The following is a 20,588-nucleotide window of genomic DNA, read 5'->3' as shown; positions in this document are numbered from 1 at the left end:
CATTAGAGTAGTAAACACTGTAGAAAGATTTTGGAATAACATCATCTGTGTCAATAAACTGGTTAAAAAGAGAAAAAAGTTGATCTGATTTGTATGAAGTGAGTTCATCAAACTCAGCATCAAGATCAAACAGGGAAACCTGATTAGAAGCAGAAATTAGCATTATTACCTTCCTTTCTTTTGAGTATGAGTTATCAACAGGAACACACCTTATTTATACCCAAAATGGAGGGTAATATGCTATTTCTATAAATAAAAGCAAGTATTTTCAATGCTTACAGAGTTTCGCAAGAAACTAAGACAAATCTGATTTAGGAGGAAAGTTTATGTCAAAGAAACGCGTTAGCGGTCAAGAACAACCCTATTTTCCAGTAGGTCCATTCAAAATTAGGGTTCCATTTGTGCATTATCGTTTTGAATGGCCAGATTATCTTCAAGGGTTACTGATGTGTGCGGTTTGTTTAGGTGCGGTCCCTATGCTTCAGGAATATTTAGGGATGCCATTTGAAGTGGCCATGGCAGTTGTTGTGCTTAATGGTATTTTATATTCGGCACATGTGTTTTTAGGAGATCCGGTTATACCGGGTTGGGTAACCCCAGCCATTCCACTTCTTATGTTGTATGTCTCAAACTTTGAAATCGGTCCTGAGCGCATGCAAGCTTTGATTGCTTTTGAGTTATCACTAGGTATTCTCGCTTTTTTACTAGGTGTAACTGGGTTAGGTAAAAAAATAGTTTCTATAATACCCAATGCTATGCAATCGGGGATTATTCTAGGCTCGGGATTCGCGGCTATTATGGTAATTTTTAAAGAAGGCGCACGATTTGATATGTTTCCATTTTCAATAACAATTTGTATCGGACTAGGATTTTACTTGTTGTTTTCTAATCACTTTAAGAGTATTCAGAACAATAGCAACCTATTGAAATTCATTGCGAATCTTGGTATTTTACCAGTCGTTTTACTTGCTGTTTTCATTGGTCCAATATTCGGTGAAACACCTTGGCCAGCCATTGAATGGGGGATTACACGACCAGCATTTGGCGCCCTTTTTACAGAGTGGACTTTCTTAGGGGTAGGATTCCCGCCCTTAAGCATGTTTATTAGTGGATTGCCTATGGTCTTCTCAGCATATATTATTTTATTTGGTGATATGATTCAATCAGAGGCTTTGCTCAAAGATGCAGCTCAAGCACGCCCAGATGAAATAATTGATTATGACCCTAATAGATCTCACATGATTTTTGGTCTCCGCAACATGATTATGTCTATTATTGGTCCGGACCTTACAATGTGTGGTCCGTTATGGGCGGCTATGCAAGTGGTTATTTGTGAACGCTTCAAAAAAGGTCGTGAGACAATGGATTCTATTAACGGTGGAGCGGCGTCATTCCGTTTTGGAACATTGACAGGTTATTTGCTCCTTCCGATTGTAACATTGGTTAAACCTATTTTAGGAATAGCACTTGCTTTAACGATGTTGATTCAAGGGTTCGTATCTGTTAAGGTAGGCGTGTTAAAAGCCCGAACAGCTAACGACTTGGGGATCGCTGGTATAATAGCCGCAGTTCTAGCAACACGTGGTGCAGCTTGGGGATTGGCAGTAGGTGTCGTCTTATGTGTTCTTATAAACATTGGCAACAAACCAGAATACGATCAAGTTATATTTGAAGAACCAGAACCATTAGAGCAAGCAAGTTAAATGGGGGATTATTTGAGATATAAAAAACACTGGCTTGTCCAGTGATCGAGCCCTGCCTTTGTAATGAAGGTGGGGCTATTTTTGTATTAATAAACTGACTTTTAATAATGATGAAAAGTACGACTTAGTAAAGCAGTTTGATCAAGTACTGTCATTAGATTTATTAGAAGTGGATGGAACAGTTGGTGAAGCTGACTGGTGGTACAAGGCTGTATGTGATGAAAAAACGGGTCCAGATTCATTTGATTACTTTGGTTTTTTAGGATATGTCTATCGAAGCGTTTACGATAAGGACTTAGGTCATAGTTCTTCTGGAATGAGCAAAGTGGGTGTGGCTGTAGAAAAAAACAGAACACTTGTTCCACTGACGCATTTAGGGTATAACCTAAAAGCCGAAATTTTAAATAAACAATTAATAAAGTACAAAATAGAGGGTATAATAAAAATTAGGAAAAGTGCAGATGTCATAATTTGAAAAAAGGAGCGTTAAAAGATGATTAAACATAATTATGGGTACATGGGTAAAATTTTATGGATTGATTTGGATACCCATAAAATTACCAGCAAAGAAATTGACGAAGCCGTATATCGTGAATACCTGACTGGATATGGACTGGGTGTCAAAATAATCTATGAGAACCAGCCCCCAAAACTGCCACCTCTTGATTCAAGAAACATTCTTGGCTTTATGAGTGGCTTGTTAACCGGTACAAAAGCATTTTTTACAGGTCGTTATTGTGTTGTAGGCAAAAGTCCTCTTACAGGCACTTGGGGCGACGCTAATAGTGGTGGGCATTTTGCGCCAGCGATTAAAGAAGCTGGTTTTGATGGTATCTTTTTTGTTGGAAAAAGCGAAACGCCAGTTTACTTACTCATCAATGGGGGCCAAATTACACTTGAATCGACGGTGCAACAGGATGGATATAATCTATGGGGACAAACAACCCTAGACACAGAACAGTATTTATTAAATAAACATGGTGACAAATTCAAAGTATCTTGTATTGGTCCATCTGGAGAACAACAGGCGCTAATTTCTGGGATCGTTACTGAAGGGGGGCGTTTAGCTGCAAGAAGTGGATTGGGTGCTCTTATGGGTTCTAAAAATCTAAAGGCACTTTGTATCAGTGGCACAACGGATATAGAAGTGTTTGATCAGGAAACGATCATAAAAGGCAATAAAAAATTTGCCAAAGCATTTAAGCACTATAAAACGCCTATATTAGATTATGCTGAATCGGTAGCCCCAACGACAAAAATAGGGTCTGAGGTGCTTGATTTTTTAACAAAATTGAAAATGAAACCCACTGCAGAGGCTGAAAGATATGTCATGACACATTGGGGCACTGCTGGCGTTGTTTCTTACAGTGCTGCCAATAATGATTCCCCTATAAAGAATTGGTTGGGTGATGGTGCTAAAGATTTCCCTGCCTCAAAATCGGGTAAAATTTCTAATAATGCGGTTACAAATTTGCAAGATGAAAAATTCGGTTGTTATTGTTGTCCAATGCGATGTGGTGGCTACATGAAAAATAAGGATGACAGTAAAATACATAAACCCGAATATGAAACTTTATGCGGATTTGGTACCTTACTAGAGGCAGACGATTTAGAGAATATTATCGAAATTAACCATCTGTTCAACTGTTCTGGAATGGATACGATTAGTGCAGCTACAACCGTTTCATGGGTTTATGAATTGGTACATGAAGCCTTAATTGACAAAGAAAAGTTCTGTGATGAAAATATAAAATGGTCTAGTAATGATGGCGCCTTGGCATTGGCCAAACTTATGATTTCGGGAGAAGGTATTGGTAAATACCTTCGGAATGGCATCACCTCTGCTGCAAAAGCATTAGTTGAAAAGGGTTACATTCATGAAATCAATCGTGAAAGAGCACTTGAATGTGGCATGGTTATCCAAGGTCAGGAATTGCCAATGCATGATCCAAGAAAAGTAAACACGGTAGGTGTTGGATTAGGCGTAGGTTATGAAGCTGAACCAACTCCAGGAAGACACACATCTACCCTCAGTGGTGCAGATTATTATAAAGAACAAATGAATAAGAAGACGACTCATTTGCATCCGTTATTAAATCAAAATAGCTTACCAGAGCGTGAAATGATAGGGGAAAGTTTAAAAACAGATAGCTGTTTTATGGACTTGATTAATGGTTTAGGGATGTGTGCCTTTGGCTTTGGCAGTGACGTCAATCTACCTTTGATCGATTACATTAATGCCGCTACAGGTTGGCATTATGATTTTGATTACTATATGACCTGTGCACAAAGAATCAAAACCTTGAGGCATGCCTTTAACATTCGAGAAGGTATTGATGTGAAAAATATTAGAATGCCTGAAAGAATCCGCGCTGGCATAGAGGATTATGAGGGGCTGTCTTTTCAAGAAGTTAAAAACAGCTACTTTGACGCCATGGCATACGATCCAGATACATTAAGACCTACGCAAGCCATTCTCAAAGAGCTTAATTTAGGTTATGTGATAAAAGATTTATATGGGAGTGATGACTAGATGAAATACATGCTCATACCATTGCTCATTATTGTCTCCGTGCTAAACGTATACAGTCAAAAACCATCGGATAAAGGTTCGATCTATTATTGGATCAAAACGATCACGAAGCCTCTGATTATGCCACTGATTATCGCAATTTATTTAAGCTTTTCAAATGTGATTGAGCCCCTATTGATTTTAGCATTTGCCTTTGGATGGTTTGGAGATATTGCTTTAATGCTTCATATAAATGTTCACAAAGGGACGGCAATTCAGTCAACCGAAAAAACAGATATCATACCTTTGATGCTCGGCATGCTATTTTTTCTTGGTGGTCATATCACTTATATTTTTCTATTTGCAAAGGAGGCTGCCCATTTTACAAGTCACATCATAATTTACACGGCAATTTATTTGATCTATATTTTGTATGCCTTTATGATGTTTAAATATTTAAGTTCACATGGCATATTGAAGCAAGATCAGATAAGCCCTAAAGTTAGGCTGATTTTAAAAGTGGCGATATCCATGTACATGCTGGCGATTACGCTTATGAGCTTCATGTCGTTTTTAAGATATATGAATGATAGGCTCTTGGCAAAGTTGCTTTGTTTTATCGGTTCACTGATCTTTATTACATCTGATTCAGTGCTTTCAATCAGTACGTTGGGTCAAAATGAAAAAATGTCCGAACGTTACATTATGGGAAGCTATATCATAGCTCAGACTTTGATCATGATGAGTTATTTACTAATTGTTTAGAGTGACAATTTAATGAAGCCACTGAATGCGTAGATGACATTCAGTGGCTTTAAGGTGTACCCGAAACGATTAGTTAAATGAAGAAACACTTGGATATTTATTAGGACTGCTAGACCAGCCATTTTGATATTTGATGGTCATATATAAGGTTTCGCTTCCGTTTGAAACTTGAACATAACAAACCTGATCATTAAACTTGTCTGTGATATTGATTTTCTGATCGAAATAGTAAATCCAAACAGAGCCATCATCTTCATATCTCACATCTGGGTCGTCAAGGTGATCCAGTATTTCATCTTCTGTTAGAGGTCTTTCGCTTCCATCGGAATTAAAAGCAACGCCGCCACCACCTTGTTGAATCTCATTGCCTTCACTGTCTGAATAGGCCATGCCATAGCTTCCATCTGCATTAAAATCAATAATCACTTCAGTTTGGTCTCCCTGTATCCAAAGTTGAATTGTGCGTTGAATTCCGCCCAAATCAGCAGCATATGCAACAGTTGAGCCGCCCACTAAAAGTACACAGGCAGCAATACACGCAACCAGTGGATTGATTTTTTGTTTTCTACTTGTATTTGTCATTTTTTTTACCTCCAAATAAAATGAGTCAGAGATATGAACTGCAGAAAATGCTTGCTTGTATTTTTCTCTATTCGTCATCTTCCCATCCCTCCTTCAATGTTTCCCTAAGCAACATTCTGCCACGTGATAATCTAACTTTTACATTACTTACAGATATTTTTAGAATATCGGCTATTTCATTTATAGAATAGTCTTCATAATAAAACAGATGAATGGCGATACGATACTTTTCCGCAAGTTTCATCACGGTCTCAAATAATTCGGAGGATTCCGAGGATTCGAAAGTTAAAGTTTCCATGTAATCTTCCAGAGGCAGTGCATGTCGTCTAAAAAAGGTAGTGTTCTTATTCTTGGCCTTATTAATTGCTACTCTTATAAGCCATGCGCGCATGTGTTGCTCTGTTTCAAAATCTTTTTTGAGTGATATATACTGAATGAATGTATCCTGAACAACATCTTCTGCATCTTGCACGTTTTTACATACATTAAAAGCGATTGCATAAATGTTGCTTTTGTACTGTTCAATCAGTATCTCTACAGGTTGTCTCATAAGCATGCTCCTTGATCTATTTGAAAAGCTTTTCACTAATAATACAATTATAAAGGACAAAAGGTTACATATTTATATAAAAAAGTTTTACTGAGTAGATATGCTGTTGTATTCAACGGTCAAGTTGCTCTCGAATGATCGGTGCACTCAAGTAATTCTTGCATATTTTAAATTAAGATTTAAATTTAAAAAAGCGATTGACCCTCTCGTTACGTCATAGTGTATAGTAATAACATATAGAAATAAAAGAAATGGAGTTAATAATATGGAAATCAGAAATATTCGTTCAGATGAAATCTACAAAAAAATTATAGCTGCCCCTTTAGAAAAAAAGAACGACATTTATCGTTATGAAATGATGAAACCCTTTGAAAAAAAGTGGGCTTGTTATAATGTACCGCTCAAAGCGAAGCAAGAAAACGGTTATGATGTTATAATGGCAAGCAATATGTTAGGTTATTTGGCTCCTAACGAAGTTGACGAAAGTCAAAAAGAAGGCGTTGATTTGCTTTCAGAGAACGCATTTTGGAAAAGCTGTCAAGCCTCAATAGAGGATGCTCTTGGGCGTTTTGTGAATGTAGGTATTGAGCTACCAGTACAAAACTATTTATATACGATTCTCCTTGCTGATCCTCGGAGTCCATATACCATACTTAGTGATGGCTACTCGGGTGACGGCGGTATACCTGGTTATATCTTTGGCGCAATTACACCTAACGCTTATACAATTGGTCGGATACCAGCAGCCCTCGCTCATGAGTGTAATCATAATGTTCGATTTCAATTTGAAAAATGGCGTGATGATATTTCCTTAGCGGGTATGATGGTCACAGAGGGTTTGGCAGAAAACTATGCAACTTTCATTTATGGAGAGGAAAAACTTGGTCCTTGGGTTAGTAAGATTGATACGGATACTTTGGATAATTATGTAAAACCTTTAGTCAAAGATGCATTGGATGTAACGGGTATGGACAATTTGACCTCTTATCTTTATGGAGATGAAATTGCGAAAATGCGAGGTTATTTTCCTGTAGGTCTACCGTTTTGTGCTGGATATGCATGTGGATATTATATGATAAAACATTATTTAAAAAAGACAGGTAAAACCATCATTGAAGCAACGCTTACACCTACAGAAGAAATTCTTAGAGAGATTGAGGACTTTTGGGATGAATAAGGACGAATTAATGACAGTAAATGTCGTTGCCAAAATGACGGGCATAACCATTCGTACTCTGCATTATTACGATCAGATAGAATTATTATCTCCCACCTGTGTTTCAAGTGCAAATTACCGATTTTACTCCCATGAGGATATAGATAGGTTACAGCAAATTTTGTTTTTCAAGGAAGTAGGTTTTAATCTTAAAGAAATAAAAATAATCATGTCTGCTCCTTTATATAGCAAAGAGGAAACTCTAAAAAGGCATGTTGAGATTCTTGTATTAAAAAGGGATCGTATCGACGAATTAATTGAGCTTATTGATAAAGTTTTGAAGGGAGAAAGCAAAACAAACTTTTCGGTATTCAATGAAGATAATATTATTGAATTACAGGAGCGTTATCATCAAGAGGTTTTGGAACGATGGGAAAATACAACGGCTTATCAGCAGTACAAAAATAAATATGCTGGCATGGAAAGGAAAAACGAGTGGCTACGATTAGAGAGTACTGCACAGGAAATTTTTGGGAAAATTTTTCATCATATTGATGAGACTCCAGACAGTAAGAACGTTCAGGCTATTATCCATGAGTGGAGAAATTTTATTTCAGCAAATTATTATGATTGCTCTATTGAAATGTTGCGGTATTTGGGCTTTCTATATGTTTCGGATAAACGTTTTTCAAGTACCATTAACAGCTATGGAGATGAACGCTTATCGGAATTTGTAAATCAAGTAATCACGATTTATTGTGACAACAATATAAGTAAATAGTCGGTAGTCAAGCGACGGTTTTGTAATTTACACATATCTATAGTTTGTAAAATGAATTTTACAAACTTGATGTTCTGTGCGAATTATGTTGATATGAGTTTGCGAAAACAATAAGACCAGCTAATAAAAGGGAAACAGTATCTCGCTACGGGATCAAAATATGACGTCGCTGATATTGGACTTCGCTATTTCCTTTTGGGAACGAAACATACAGATATGGGGCACATCCTTGAGAACAGCGTTTATCTTGAACTTTTAAGAAGAGGATATAAAGTCCATGTAGGCAAAGTAGGTGACGCTGAGGTTGATTTTATCGCTATTAATGCTGAAGGGCAAACGTATTATCTTTGTCTGCTCTAGGCATGCGGAGAAGGTTTGCTTGTGTAACTGAATTATTTTGCTCAGAACTTTTCTAAATTTGATTTCAAACCACGAATATCCTTATGCTTCTGCTATAATGTGCCTCTGATGGAATACTCCAATTCTTAGTTTACAGAATAGTCGCCTCTTGTATGAACCTACTCTGATTTGATAGATATAAAGAAGCCCACTATGATAAGAAATGAAAGGCATTATACTGCAAAGCCTTGACTTTTAGTATCTCAAAACTGCCTCAATACTGCCACAAAACTGCCACGCTTAAAAATTGGGTTTCTTCCGATAGACTATTTAGAGTCAATAAATCTAATAAACCCAAAAGGAGTGATTTTAAATGAGTATATCACCTGTTTCTTCCTCAATAAGTTCAGGTTACGACAGCACGGAAGTTCAGAAGTTAAAGCTGAAATCAGGCAATGAGGCGTTAAGTCAAAAAACTGAGCATGTAAAAGAAAATGAAGTAGTGGATTCAAAAAGAATCGAATCCAAATTAGAAGTATCATCTGAAGACCGTTCGACGGTTGGAACATCAATACATGGTGACACCGTTGAAATAAGTAAACAGGGTATGAGCAAAGCACAAGAAATGTCTGCTGCATCAAATTCTGTATTGGCAGAACAGTCAGCGTCAACTCAAACGGCATCAACTGTGTCAGCTACAGCAACTGTGTCCGCTACATCAACAAAATCTGCACAAGCAGCAGCAGTATTAAAATCATCCGAGACAGAGGATACAGAGTCTTCAACGACATCTTCGACAGCATCTTTGTCAAATGATTCAGAGTATGATTTAAAGCAAAAGCTAGCAAATGGAGATATAACACAATCACAATATGATAATGAGCTTAAGAAAAGAGGAAAAGGTACAGAATCAGCTGAAGTTAATAAATAGCATTTAGAAACAGCATATCACATTGATTACAAAAGATACTTACGAGATTCAGCCTATTTCTTTCACCCATGTGGAGGTAGTTCGTCTGCTTAAACGAGTAGCCTAATTGAATATTGAGATGGATTTTAAGTTCTGAGCCAATTTTTTTGCTCAGAACTTTTTTACATTTATTGTGTTTCCTCCACGGATTGCCCGAATCTAAAAATTTCGCCGTTAATCAGTTGCAGCTTTGCAGACACAAGCGGTTTTTCATGCATATACTCTGTTTGTGTAACGCTTATTTCCCCCTCATCCATGGATAAATAATAGTCGTAATGCGTTCGATCTGCTAATGGATACACTTTATCGGTGGCATAATCATAAACTATGATGTGAGTATCAACAATACCTGAACCAAAACTTACTGTGGCACAAAACTCTGGCTTGCCGTCGTTTGTCAAATCGGTTAGATAGACATTCCAAACTGGCATCCCTTGGAATAAGACTTTGTCTCCTGCAGTCACTTTTTCTGATGACCATGTAAAAGTGATGCCTGGAAATTCTGGAAGTGTTAGTTCTTTGATCTCTCCCCATGGCAGTTCCTCATCTTTAAAATAATCAAGCCATTTTTGAGGTTCGTATTTTGACGGATTCGCCAATCCGAGGTATACATCAAAAGAAAGATTTGTTGAGCCATTAAGGTTCATTGGAAAACTCTTTCCGTCCGAATTACGCTCAACGATACAGCCCGTGTTTCCGTCACTGCTGACAATCACTTTGAGTGTGTAGCCGCCATCAACATTAAAGATATGGTAGTCTGTGTCAATATCAAAATGCGTGTATTTCTCAAAGTCTGAGACGGTAAGATACGGCGCTTTCTTCACCAGTTCCCGCAAAGCGTCAACAGTAAGCGTTTCACCTTCAATTTTTGGATATTGACTTAGATAATCCGCATTGGAGCGGTAGTTATAGACTGCCCCAACTTTCGTAAAGCCTAAGGTTGATGATTTCAGAGTTAGCGTATCACCATTATTGGATACTTCAAATGAAGCGCGTGTATTTTCACCATGAGTGACCATTAATTCATTTTCATTTATCTCATATTGTCCCATGGTAAACAGGGCAAAACTGCTGATGGGCGGTTGAGAGAGCTGAGCATTTCCGTTTTCGTAAAGAGTGACTGTGGGCATGATCCTAAATGGGTCTTCGTCTTTTAAAACGTATACTTGTGGCGTTTCAAGCAGTTTGAAAGGATTCGCGGGTTCCGATTTGAAACGATTCGCTTGTTCAGAAGTGCAACTGGACAAGACACAAGTGGTGATGAATAGAACCATTACATAGAATATCTTTTTCATAGGTTTAGCCTCCAACCGCATTCGTAATCAGAACAAAGCATATGGCAACGATCAGTGCGCCGAATGCCACTGTAGATAATAGCGTCAGTCTTTTGTACGATAAAACACTTTCAATGCGTATTCTCGTTTTTACACCGCCAAAAGGACTGGTAAAATAACGTTGACCGGAAGCACAAGACAGTAGAGTGGCAGCGTAGTCTTGTGCTGAACGGTCACCTAATGTTTTAAGGACCTTTGCATCACAGGCAAGCTCCATGTCCGTAAAAAACCATTGCAAAAATAGCCAGCTGAGTGGATTGAACCAATGTACACACGCTGTTATGAGCGCCACAATCCGCCAGAGGTTATCCCTGCGACGTATATGGATGCGTTCATGTGCTAAAATAATGGGCCGTTCTTCTGGAAGAATCCAATCGGGCATGATTATTTTCGGTTTGATAATGCCATAAACTGCTGGAGTGGACACCTTTTCAGAAATCCAAACTTCACCCTCTAAATGGCAGACGTCCTGTAACTTATGTTTTGAGAGTGTGTACAAAAAAAACAATGTTAGAATTGCGAGGGCAGTGATTATGCCCCATATAATAGAAGCTGTTTCAAAGATGTTTTTAAGCAATTCTGTTTTGTAGACAACTGGAAAGTAGCTTTCAGCGGCTTGCACAAAGTTAGAGGTTGTACTCGTGAGCAAATGAGGAGACATCTCCCAGACAATCACGGTCTTGGTGGCATACTTTGAGATTAGGCTCAGTAAGCTAAAGCGGCTTGCTATGCCAAATGGCATCCAAAATCGAATCAGTGGCAGAAGCCATAGAGCATACGCTGCAAAAGAGGGGAATTTTGGTGTTTTCCTCACAAGAGCGACGATTAAACCAGTTGCGCTACCGATAATGCTGGCGTTTAATACCCAGTAGAAAATTTCTGATAGCATAGGCGTCACTTCTTTTCGATTAGGGTTCTGAGTTCAGCAATCTCGTCTTCAGAAAGCTGCTCGTCAATGAAAGCAGAAAAGAACGCTTTCTTTGAGCCCCCCCATAATTTGTCGATCAGTCGCTCGGTTTCGTCCTTTTGAACCTCATCAAGGCTTATGAGCGCAGAGCATACAAAACCTGGGTCCTCACGGCAAACGGCATTCTTATCAATGAGTTTCTTAATAACAGTATAAGTCGTATTTTTATTCCAGCCGATTTCTGTAGCGGCAATTAAGCAGATTTGCTTGGCGGTGGTTTTTCCCTCGCGCCAGAGGATGTCCATGATTTTAAGTTCACTGTCAAAAAGTTTTATGGGTTCCAATTAATGCCTCCTATCAATTTTATCTAGATCAATTTCATTAAGACTATTGCAGTAGTATACAAATATACTACTGCAATAGTCTGATCGTGTCAATAGAAAAGAAAGTAGTGCTATTCTAAAATTATCAATGAATGGATACGGGGGAGTAATTTTCTGTTTTTATCAGGACTATTGAAATAACCAAACTCAATAAGTTTGTAAAATTCATTTTAGGTTAGGGTGTCAAATCTAAAAGTTGAGCAACCCTCTACCCTATGATGTAATCCATATTTTAGTGGAAAAATAACCACTTGTGCAGATTATTTACCGCTTGATCACAATCTATTGAAAAAAATTGGACCAAATGCTACTTTAAAATAAAAACGCTTTTAAACGCATCGTTAGGCGCAATTGTAATTGTGTGCGGCGTTTTTAGAAGGGGATGTCCGAGGAAGCCGTCCGATGTATAGCTCCGAGAATCGGTAACAGGATGTCTTAGATTTTTAGAAAAAGAAGAGAGCGAAGCAATGCCGTATTAAGAAAGGGCATTGAGCGATGGAGGAGCTTATGAAAACAAAACAAATCGCAGAACGCCTAAACAGCGTTCTTGTCAGAAAAAAAGCAAAGCAGTTATTGGCGGTAATGCTGGCAGTACTGATGATGAATCCGATCACAGGCTATGGCCTTTCTGCCTATGCACAGGAAGCGGAGACGATTACCGCTTTTGCAAAGCTGTCCAGTGAGATTACCAATCAGCAGTTTGCGGTGGGCGTGGAGAAATCGGAGATCACACTGCCCAATACGCTCAGCGTCATACTCACGGGTTATGGGGTGGAAAGTACCACAGGATCTGCAATTAGCGTGGCTTTAGAGGGTACAGACACTGAGCAGGCCGAAATTCAAGCAATCAGCTCACAAGAGCGGACGATTACGGGCATCACATGGCAGATCAATTTAGAGCGCAGTAGTTCAGACACCTTTGATTCACAGCGTGCAGGTGCGATATTTTACTATGAGCCCGTTCTGCCAGCGGGCTATGTCCTTGGGGACGGCGTCAGCCTGCCGCAAATTCAGGTACAGATTCAGGCTCAAATGCAGGTTCAAATTCAGCCTCAGATGCAGGTTCAGAACAACGGCAAGTGGACATTCAGCCAAAGCCAGACCATAGACGGCATCGAAATCACTGTTAAAGCGGAAAAGGACGTGTTCCCAGAGGGGGCTGTTCTTCATGCCGAGAAGGTGACCCGCACAGAGGACAAAGAGAAAATCCAAAGTGCGGTCAGTGAAGAAGTCAAATCAAAAGATACTGCTAAAACCGTAACGAAGCTGGTTTCCTTTGACATCACGATCACCGATGCAGACGGTAACGCGCTTCAACCCGATACCAGTAAAGGCGAGGTAAAAGTCTCCTTTGCGCAGCTGCCTATGGTGACAGAAGAAGCCGTGCCAACACAGGAGCTGAAGGTCTTTCACATGGATGATACCTTAAGCGAGGCAAAGGGACTTGACACCACTGTGGACGATGTGACAGAGACAGTGGAAGCATTAGCGGAGCATTTTTCTGTGTACACTGTGGCACAGCTCACCGAGGACATCAGTGCAACTGTAGAGGCAGAAATAAAGGCTTCCGATGGCACGCTTACCTACTATGATACGATTGAGGAAGCGATTACTGCGGCACAAGGTATGAACGGCAGTACGGTGACACTGCTGAAGGATGTGGTAACAGAAAACCTTGTTTTAATCACTTCGGGTACGTTCACCCTTGATTTGAATGGGAAGTGCGTGAATAGCACCTATTCATACGGTTCCATGGCATTTAAGTTGCAGGGAAGTAGTGGCAATATTGCTTCCCTTACCGTAAAAGACAGTGTAGGCGGTGGAAGTATTACGAAGGAGAATGCATTTTCTATTTATGGCGACAGCTATTGCTCCTTGACTTTGGAGGGAGGAAGCTATACTGGTATACAATGGGCGTATGAAAATGTAGGAGATGTACTGGGAGAAGGCTATGTCTACAGAAACAGAAGTGATAGTTCAGTTGTGACAGATACATCCATACTGAGTGGATATGAAATTTACAATGTAGAAGTAACGCCTGCACCAGTCAAAATCACCGCACAGTCAGAGGACGTCATTGCAACACCTGGTTATGCAGGAGCAGAAGCACCCACATTCACTGTAACGGCGGAAACGATACCTGCTGATTCCGGCAAAGCCATTTCGTACCAGTGGTATAAGGACGGCGCAGTCATTGACAGTGGAACAAGCGTAAGCTATACAGTTGATACCAGTCTTGCGGAGGGTACTTATACTTACTACTGTGCTGTGACTTGTGATGGTTATACGGTAAATTCGAATAATGCAATATTGTTTGTTACCAGTGCTACTGGAAATTATGAAGTGATAGCAGCGAATGGTAGTTCTGTGAGTTACCCGACACTGGAAACAGCTATTACTTCGGCAAAGAGTAAGCCAAACAGTACCGTCAAACTCCTTGCTGACGCAACCACGTCAAGTAAGGTGGAGGTCACCTCTGGCACGTTTACCATAGATTTAAATGGTAAAACATGGTCGAGTACCGCCAGTGATGTCGGATTAAAACTCGCAAATGGCAGCCATGTAACCTTAAAAGATAGTGATACAAATGGGAAGTTTACTACCAGTACCGCTCAAAGTACAATATCTGTTGCTGATTCCAATCTTACCATTGAAAGCGGCATCTATGAAAATGAGAACAGCAGTCGTATGAGCTGGGTGCTGGACGCTTATTTCTCGGGGACAGTTACCATCCAAGGTGGTACAATACAAACCACTCAAACTACCATGTGGTTAACCTATTTCCAATCCGTGAATGTGGTGATTTCCGGTGGTACCTTCAGCGGCAACGAAACAATTTTTGATGCCTGCGACAGCGTTGCTCTTTCCGGCGGGGAATATGAACATATTGATACTGCTTACAAGACTATAGTCGCCAGCCTACTGGCAAGCGGCTATGGATTTAAGAATGCAAACAATACTTGGGTAAACCGGATTGCAAATGCTGGAAGTTATGAGAATGATTTAGCACATTATTTTCTGAGTAATCCTGTCACCATTCAACCAGTGCCCGTGCAGATCACCGACCATCCGCAAAACGCTGCAAACGCAACCTACGGCTACACCGAAGCGCCCACTATGAGCGTAACGGCGAATAAGACTACCGCAGCACCAGTTGACAGTACGATTGCCTACCAGTGGTATCGGGTTAAGAGCGGCAGTGAAACCAGCGATACTGCAGTGGGAACAAATTCCAACACGTTGACCATTCCTATTGGTCTTGACGCAGGCACACACAGCTTTTATTGTGCGGTTTCCTGCGATGGCTATATCGTGAACAGCGAAAGTGCGGAATTTAGGGTAGAAAAGGCAACGCCGACGATAGACCTCAAAATTGACACCTACGAAGACGCCCCCTTTATCTATGGCGAGGGCGTGTATTTTAGGGCGGAGGTCAGCGGTGTCAACGGAGAAATTCCTAGTGGCACAGTGACTTTTAAAATAGATGGAAATGACGTTGTAGAAGTAAATCAAGTCAGTGTCGATTTATATCAGACGGGTCAGGAGAAAATATTCGACGCGGGAGCGCACAGCTTCACCGCCGTTTATACGCCAAGCGCCGACGGTACGGGCAAAAACTATGTAAGCGTAACCAGTGCAGTGCTTGAACAAACCATTGCCAAAGCAGATCAAAAAGATTTTATGATTACCGATGTTACAGATAAAAAATTTGGGGATGACCCTTTTACACTGGAGGCTGTTGATGGAAATGGCGAAGGTGTTGTAACCTATTCTGTGCCTGAAGATAACGGCATGCTTTCCATCAGTGGCAGCACTGCAACGATCCTAGGTGCCGGTGTGGTGACTGTGACTGCCACAAAGGCAGCGGATACGAACTACAACGAGGCAATCGCCACAAGGGAGATTACGATCTACAAAGCGGAGTCCACCATTGGCATCAAGTCCGATTACACTACCTTGCACACCTATACTGGAAGTCCTATTCCCAACCCTGCGGCAGAGGAAATGACCATTACGGGAGCAAACTATTCAGAGGTGGTCTTTACATGGTCGGTAGAGAGCAGCGGAGAGGTTCTTTCAGGGACACCCGTTGAGCCAGGAGATTATACTCTAAAGGTGAACATTCCAGAAACCCAAAATCATTTGGAATGTGAGAATTCTATCACGATAGGGCTTTATTACCTTACAGAAGAACCGACATTTGCCTATAACGGAAGCACTACAAAAGCGGACTGGTACACCGCAGCTGTAGCCATTACGGCGGCGGGTTATACCATAAGCGATCATCTAGACGGAACCTATGCGGAGTCCTACCTGTTAAGCGGCGAGGGCGCTATAACGAAAACGCTCTATTTTAAGCAAAATGGCACAGGCTATATCACGGATGGAAAAACCGTTTCCGTAAACATTGATAAAACCGCCCCAGCATTTTCAGTCGATACTGACGGTATCCACATCAGCAATAACAACTGGAAAGGATTCCTGAATCAGATTACCTTTGGGCATTTCTTTAAGGAAAACAAGGCCGTCAGCATATCGGCTACAGACGGTGGTTCCGGCGTGGAAAAGTATTATTACTATATGGATACCACCGGTAGTACGACAGTCAAAACAGCAGAGGAACTAAATATGCTCTCTTTTACAGAGGGGGATAGCTTCTCCATTACTGAGGAGAACAAATATGTCATCTATGCGTATGCGGTGGATTTGGCTGGCAACAGAAGCGCTTATATCTGCGCCGATGGAATCGTCATTGACAAGACGGCACCTACCGTTACCTTAACGGCGCCTGGGGGTTCTGATCTTGGAGACGTGTCAGGAGCAGCAAAAGTACAGATGAATGAAACAGGAACTATTGCTTATGTGGTCAAGACCACCGAACAAAGTGGTATTACAGCACAGGAGATTTTAGATGCCACAGAAAAGAATACGGTAAGCGTGACAGAGGGTAAGGCGGACGAGGATCTCGAAGCCATAATATCTGGTCTGACAGCAAATACCACTTATTTCATGTATGCTGTGGGCACAGACAGTGCAGAAAATAACGGCAGTGTGGTGAGCACAAGCTTTACGACGACAACGACACAGCCAGTCTTTGCAGGGAATCCAACTCTCACAGGAACTTATGGACAGCAAGTCAAGGACATGACGGTATCTCAGCCAGCCAGTACCAATGGAGTGGCTGGAAGCTGGAGTGTTTCCAGCACGGATCAACCGTCTGTAGGAACATCAGCAACTTATGATGTAGTCTTTACACCTGACAATACGGTGCAATATGCCACGGTGACGGTATCGGTAACGCCGACCATGACTCGTAAGAGCTTAACGGCGGCAGGCGTGACAATCGAAGAAGTAACAGGAACTTACACCTATGACGGAGCAGCAAAAGTGCCAACGGTCGCAGTAACCGACAGCACAGCAACCATTACGGCATCGGATTATGATTATAGCTATAGTACCAACACAGGTGCAGGAACAGCAACCGTAGCGGTTACCGCAAAAGGCAATTATACTGGAACGGTAAACCGAACCTTCACCATCGCGAAAGCACCAGCACCAACCATTACCTACCCAGCGGCAAGCGGCATTATTTATGGACAGAAGCTGTCTTCAAGCGTTTTGACGGGTGGAAGCACCGAATACGGTAGTTTTGCATGGACGAATGGAAATACAGTTCCGACTGTGGCAAATGGCGGCTATGAGGTCACCTTTATGCCGAATGCTGGTACTGTGGCAAACTATGAAACTATCACAAACACTGCCAAGACGGTTTCCATTACAGTTGGCAAAGTAACGCCTGCTGTGACAGTAAGCGCAGATCTTTCCGATGATGCGGGAAGCCTTAAGGCGACACTGACGGCTACCCTAACGGGTGCAGGTGATGGTGAAACGCCTACCGGCACCGTGAAGTTTGTGAACAGCACTAGCGGCAATGAAGAAGATATTGCAGGCGCAACTGCTGTCACCATCACAGGTGGCAAGGCAACTTACACATGGACAGGGCTTGCTAAACAGATTTACAAGGTTAAGGCAGTTTACACCGGCAGTGGTAATTATAACACCGCCACCAGTATAGAACTTAGCTTTGACATGAATAAGCAGAATCAAGCGGCACTTAATATAGGCAGTATCAGTACAAAGACTTATGGTGATGATGCGTTTACACTTTCTACAAACGGTGGCAGCGTAACCGAAACAGCCAGCTTTACAAGCTCCGATCCGACGATTATCAGCATTTCCGGTACCACAGCGACGATTCACAAGCCTGGTACCGTGACCATTACCGCTACCAAGGCGGCAAACAACACCTACAATGAAGTGAGCACATCGGTATCACTGACGGTTGGTAAAAAGGCTCTGACCGTTAAGGCAAATGACCAGCTGAACCTTATTAAGGGCGCGGCAATGCCAGTACTGACCTACACCGCAACAGGGCTTGTAGGAAGCGACACCTTTATCAGCCCGACCGTATCCACGACTGCTATGGACACCAATACGGTTGGTGAATATAACATTCTCATCAGTGGTGGAACGCTTGCGAACGCTGACAGTTATACCGTCAGCTACGAAAGCGGTAAAATGACCGTGGTTAATGCGACTTATACTGTAACCGCGACAGATGGAACGGGCGGCGGCAGCTACAGCGCGGGTCAGACCGTGACCATTACGGCAGATAGCCGTAGTGGCTATACCTTCACCGGCTGGAGCAGCAGTGACGGGGTCACTTTTGCAAGCCATACAGCAAGCACAACAACCTTTACGATGCTGAGGAAGGCGGTTACCGTAACGGCAAATTACAGCACAAACAGCAGCGGTGATGGCGGCTCCTCAGGCGGTGGTTCATCAAGCGGCAATTCTTCCTCAGGCGAAAGCTCAACATCAACAACGACCACAACACCAGAAAAGCAGCCAAACCATCTGATAACGGCAGCAGCTTCTGTCATAGCAACAGCGGGGACGAATGGAGCGGCAAGTGCATCTATTCCAGATAAAGCAGTGACCGATGCAATCGCGAAAGTACAAGCCGAGGCAAAGGCACAAGGTAAAACAGCAAATGGAATTTCTGTTGAACTTAATGTAACCATGCCAAAGGACACAGATTCCCTGACGGCGGCCCTTACACGCAGTTCTTTGGATAGCCTTGTGAGCGCAGGCGTAAGCAGCCTTGAAATCAACGGCTCGCTCTTGCAGGTAAGTTTCGACAAAAAGGCACTGGCAGAAATTCAAAAGCAGAGCACTGGTAATATCAACATTGCCATCGCACCTAAGACAAACCTTACAGATGCGGCAAAAAAATGGATTGGGACAAGACCGGTATATGACATCACCGTTGATTATGGCAACGGCAAAAGTATATCCAGCTTCGGCGATGGAATCGCAACTGTATCTATCCCATATACACTGGGCGAGAATGAAGCCGTTGGCGGTCTGTATGCTGTCTATTTAGATGCAGAGGGTAACGCCACTCGCATTGCAGGTTCTGCCTATGATGCAAATAGCGGCTGTGTTATTTTCACAACGCCTCACTTCTCACAGTATGGTATCGGTTATACCGCACCGACAGCCAAGTTTACAGATCTCAGCACCCACTGGGCAAAGGAATCTGTCGATTATGTAGTAGGAAGAGGGGTCCTTTCTGGAACCTCGGACACAGCCTTTTCACCAAACGCCGTTATGATACGGGGAATGCTGGTAACAGCGCTTGGCAGACTGGCGGGAGTGGATGCCAAAGCATACCCTACGAGCAGCTTTACAGATGTGAAGTCTGACAGTGCATATTGTTCCTATATTGATTGGGCATACAAGAAAGGTATCATTCAAGGTATCGGTAATAATCAGTTTGCACCCGACAGAGCAATCACCCGTGAGGAAATTGCGGTGATCTTTGCGAACTATGCAAAAGCAACCGGCTATACGTTGCCGATTACGCGTGAAGCCACAACTTATGCCGATGCTTCAAGCATTGGCAGTGTTTACACAGACGCTGTGAAAGCCATGCAGCAGGCGGGCATTATGATAGGCGGCAGTGACAACAAGTTTAATTCAAAAGGAAATGCCACCCGTGCGGAGGTTTCTTCCATGCTGAACCGTTACATCAAACTCACTATCAACCCTGATACAGCCCAGGGCTGGGCGCATAACGACGCTGGACAGTATCTGTACTACAAGGACGGCAAGGCCTTAACTGGTACGCAGACCGTGGATGGCGTGCAGTATTTCTTCAACACTGACAGTACGCTGAAAACCGGATGGGTAAAAGACGGCGATAACTGGCGTTATTATTCAGGTAAGACCATGTTAGTCGGCTTTTGGGATCTGGGTGCAAACGGAAACAGTATGACCTATTACTTTACGAAAGACGGTCTGATGGTATCTGGCAAGTGGATTGAGATTGACGGCAAATGGTATTACTTTTACACCGATGGTTCTCTTGCTAAAAGCACCAAAATAGATGGCTATGAAGTCGATGAAAAAGGCATAAGAAAAACAAAGTAAAAAACACAATTGATTAAGAGCCTGCTCTCTGTCCTAAGAGCAGGCTCTTGCCATAAGCAGTTTTAGCGGACTGACTTTTGACACCCTAACCCTATACTTATAGTTTATAA

At 41.9% G+C, this 20,588-nt stretch carries 14 protein-coding genes; 9 read left to right on the top strand and 5 right to left on the bottom strand.

What is annotated here, in order from left to right:
* The first annotated feature begins 326 nt into the window (after window positions 1-326).
* The 4 genes from F3D3_RS21115 (at window position 327) to F3D3_RS21100 (ending at window position 4,980) form a co-directional block, all read left to right on the top strand.
* A complete protein-coding gene (locus tag F3D3_RS21115) occupies window positions 327-1,703 on the top strand; it encodes a hypothetical protein (RefSeq protein WP_069876422.1) in 1,377 nt (458 codons plus the stop codon).
* A gap of 169 nt (window positions 1,704-1,872) precedes the next feature.
* Window positions 1,873-2,178, top strand: a complete 306-nt coding sequence (locus F3D3_RS21110) for a hypothetical protein (RefSeq protein ID WP_069876421.1) — start codon at window positions 1,873-1,875, stop codon at window positions 2,176-2,178.
* 18 nt (window positions 2,179-2,196) lie between these two features.
* Window positions 2,197-4,236 carry an aldehyde ferredoxin oxidoreductase family protein gene (locus tag F3D3_RS21105; protein ID WP_069876420.1) on the top strand — a complete coding sequence of 680 codons (2,040 nt, stop codon included), beginning with the start codon at window positions 2,197-2,199 and terminating at the stop codon, window positions 4,234-4,236.
* Window positions 4,237-4,980 (top strand): lysoplasmalogenase, encoded by a 744-nt coding sequence (locus tag F3D3_RS21100; RefSeq protein ID WP_069876419.1) that lies wholly within the window; start codon window positions 4,237-4,239, stop codon window positions 4,978-4,980. It begins immediately after the preceding gene.
* A gap of 69 nt (window positions 4,981-5,049) precedes the next feature.
* On the opposite strand, the gene F3D3_RS21095 is transcribed toward F3D3_RS21100, so the two are convergent.
* Together F3D3_RS21095 and F3D3_RS21090 are read right to left on the bottom strand one after the other, a co-directional pair.
* Complete coding sequence (locus F3D3_RS21095) at window positions 5,050-5,640, bottom strand: hypothetical protein (RefSeq protein ID WP_069876418.1); 591 nt, start codon at window positions 5,638-5,640, stop codon at window positions 5,050-5,052.
* On the bottom strand, window positions 5,630-6,112 hold the full coding sequence (locus F3D3_RS21090; RefSeq protein WP_069876417.1) for an RNA polymerase sigma factor: 483 nt from the start codon (window positions 6,110-6,112) through the stop codon (window positions 5,630-5,632). The genes F3D3_RS21095 and F3D3_RS21090 overlap by 11 nt, the downstream gene beginning before the upstream one ends.
* Window positions 6,113-6,377: 265 nt before the next feature.
* Between F3D3_RS21090 and F3D3_RS21085 the strand changes: the two genes are divergently transcribed.
* From F3D3_RS21085 to F3D3_RS21075, 4 genes are all read left to right on the top strand, one after another.
* A complete protein-coding gene (locus F3D3_RS21085; RefSeq protein WP_069876416.1) occupies window positions 6,378-7,289 on the top strand; it encodes a DUF2268 domain-containing protein in 912 nt (303 codons plus the stop codon).
* Window positions 7,282-8,049 (top strand): MerR family transcriptional regulator, encoded by a 768-nt coding sequence (locus tag F3D3_RS21080; RefSeq protein WP_084389220.1) that lies wholly within the window; start codon window positions 7,282-7,284, stop codon window positions 8,047-8,049. Before F3D3_RS21085 ends, F3D3_RS21080 begins: the two co-directional genes overlap by 8 nt.
* Before the next feature lie 195 nt (window positions 8,050-8,244).
* Window positions 8,245-8,409, top strand: a complete 165-nt coding sequence (locus tag F3D3_RS23560) for a hypothetical protein (protein ID WP_374700096.1) — start codon at window positions 8,245-8,247, stop codon at window positions 8,407-8,409.
* 352 nt (window positions 8,410-8,761) lie between these two features.
* On the top strand, window positions 8,762-9,319 hold the full coding sequence (locus tag F3D3_RS21075; protein WP_069876415.1) for a hypothetical protein: 558 nt from the start codon (window positions 8,762-8,764) through the stop codon (window positions 9,317-9,319).
* A 167-nt stretch (window positions 9,320-9,486) separates the two neighbouring features.
* On the opposite strand, the gene F3D3_RS21070 is transcribed toward F3D3_RS21075, so the two are convergent.
* From F3D3_RS21070 to F3D3_RS21060, 3 genes are read right to left on the bottom strand one after another with little or no spacing between them, the layout of a single operon-like run.
* The gene (locus F3D3_RS21070) at window positions 9,487-10,653 is read right to left on the bottom strand and encodes a hypothetical protein (protein WP_069876414.1); all 1,167 of its coding nucleotides are present in this window, start codon (window positions 10,651-10,653) and stop codon (window positions 9,487-9,489) included.
* Between the two features lie 4 nt (window positions 10,654-10,657).
* Window positions 10,658-11,581 (bottom strand): M56 family metallopeptidase, encoded by a 924-nt coding sequence (locus F3D3_RS21065; protein ID WP_069876413.1) that lies wholly within the window; start codon window positions 11,579-11,581, stop codon window positions 10,658-10,660.
* Window positions 11,582-11,586: 5 nt separating this feature from the next.
* Complete coding sequence (locus F3D3_RS21060) at window positions 11,587-11,943, bottom strand: BlaI/MecI/CopY family transcriptional regulator (RefSeq protein WP_084389219.1); 357 nt, start codon at window positions 11,941-11,943, stop codon at window positions 11,587-11,589.
* Window positions 11,944-12,489: 546 nt separating this feature from the next.
* Between F3D3_RS21060 and F3D3_RS21055 the strand changes: the two genes are divergently transcribed.
* The gene (locus F3D3_RS21055; protein WP_069876412.1) at window positions 12,490-20,478 is read left to right on the top strand and encodes an S-layer homology domain-containing protein; all 7,989 of its coding nucleotides are present in this window, start codon (window positions 12,490-12,492) and stop codon (window positions 20,476-20,478) included.
* The last annotated feature ends 110 nt before the right edge of the window (window positions 20,479-20,588 follow it).

The sequence above is a fragment of the Fusibacter sp. 3D3 genome, from assembly GCF_001748365.1.
In the GTDB taxonomy this organism is placed as follows: Bacteria; Bacillota; Clostridia; order Peptostreptococcales; family Acidaminobacteraceae; genus Fusibacter_A.
The sequence above is the reverse complement of the archived record's forward strand: the minus strand, read 5'-3'. Positions and strand labels throughout refer to the sequence as shown.